Source organism: Microbacterium sp., assembly GCF_047971895.1.
Classification (GTDB): domain Bacteria; phylum Actinomycetota; class Actinomycetes; order Actinomycetales; family Microbacteriaceae; genus Microbacterium.
On the sequence record NZ_JBKEAF010000044.1, the window covers coordinates 1 to 1933 of the forward strand.

General features: G+C 66.1%; 1 protein-coding gene. It reads left to right on the forward strand.

The annotated features are described in order from the left end of the window. On the forward strand, nucleotides 1–1933 hold a 1933-nt coding region (locus tag ACK5IN_RS04135; RefSeq protein ID WP_416894950.1), incomplete at both ends, for an ATP-dependent Clp protease ATP-binding subunit.

Here is a 1933-nt window from a genome sequence, read left to right on the forward strand (position 1 = left end):
GCAGCAGCAGCCAACCGGGCACATCCCGTTCACCCCGCGCGCGAAGAAGGTGCTCGAACTCTCGCTGCGCGAGGCGTTGCAGCTGGGCCACAACTACATCGGCACCGAGCACATCCTGCTCGGCCTGATCCGCGAGGGTGAGGGCGTGGCCGCGCAGGTGCTTGTCAAACTCGGCGCCGACCTGAACAAGGTGCGCCAGCAGGTGATCCAGCTGCTCAGCGGCTACCAGGGCAAGGAGCCAGCCGCCGTCTCCGGAGCCGCCAACGAGTCCTCCTCCGGATCGCAGGGCGGTTCCCAGGTGCTCGACCAGTTCGGTCGCAACCTCACCCAGGCAGCCCGCGACAACAAGCTCGACCCGGTCATCGGCCGCGAGAAGGAGATCGAGCGGGTGATGCAGATCCTCTCCCGCCGGTCGAAGAACAACCCCGTGCTGATCGGCGAGCCCGGGGTCGGCAAAACCGCTGTCGTCGAGGGGCTGGCGCAGGCGATCGTGAAGGGCGACGTGCCCGAAACGCTCAAGGACAAGCAGGTCTACTCCCTCGACCTCGGTTCGCTGATCGCCGGATCGCGCTATCGCGGCGACTTCGAGGAACGGCTGAAGAAGGTCACCAAGGAAATCCGCACCCGCGGGGACATCATCGTGTTCATCGACGAGATCCACACACTTGTCGGTGCCGGGGCCGCCGAAGGCGCGATCGACGCCGCCTCGATCCTGAAGCCCCTGCTCGCCCGCGGCGAACTGCAGACAATCGGTGCGACAACGCTCGACGAGTACCGCAAGCACTTCGAGAAGGACGCCGCCCTCGAGCGCCGGTTCCAGCCGATCCAGGTCGCCGAGCCATCGCTGCCGCACGCGATCAACATCCTGAAGGGACTGCGCGACCGGTACGAGGCGCACCACAAGGTACAGATCACCGACGGCGCGATCGTCGCCGCCGCGAACCTTGCCGACCGGTACGTCAGCGACAGGTACCTGCCGGACAAGGCCATCGACCTGATCGATGAGGCCGGTGCCCGGCTGCGGCTGTCGATCCTGTCATCGCCGCCGGAACTGCGCGAGTTCGACGAGAAGATCGCCAAGGTCCGCGAGGACAAGGAGAAGGCAAGCGAAGAGCAGGACTTCGAAAAGGCCGCCGCGCTGCGCGACGAGGAGAAGTCGCTCCTTGCCGAGCGGCTGCGCCTTGAGAAGCAGTGGCGCAGCGGCGACGTCGCCACCACCGCGGTTGTCGACGAGGGGCTGATCGCCGAGGTGCTCGCTCAGGCGACCGGCATCCCGGTGTTCAAGCTCACCGAGGAGGAGTCCTCGCGCCTGGTGTTCATGGAGAAGGCGCTGCACCAGCGGGTGATCGGGCAGGACGAGGCGATCGCCGCGCTGTCCAAGACGATCCGTCGTCAGCGCGCCGGGTTGAAGGACCCCAAGCGCCCCAGCGGATCGTTCATCTTCGCCGGACCCACCGGGGTCGGCAAGACCGAGTTGGCCAAGGCGTTGGCCGAGTTCCTGTTCGACGACGAGGGCGCGCTGATCTCGCTGGATATGAGCGAGTTCGGTGAGAAGCACACCGTCTCGCGGCTGTTCGGCGCCCCTCCTGGGTTCGTCGGCTTCGAAGAGGGCGGGCAGCTGACCGAGAAGGTACGGCGCAAGCCGTTCAGCGTGGTGCTGTTCGACGAGATCGAAAAGGCCCACCCGGACATCTTCAACTCGCTGCTGCAGATCCTCGACGAGGGGCGACTGACCGACGGTCAGGGTCGGGTCGTCGACTTCAAGAACACCGTGATCATCATGACCACCAACCTCGGTGCGCGCGACATCGCCGGCGGGCCGGTCGGGTTCCAGGTGGAGGGCGATTCGGCCACCAGCTACGACCGGATGAAGGGCAAGGTCAACGAGGAGCTCAAGCGGCACTTCAAGCCCGAGTTCCTCAACCGTGTCGAC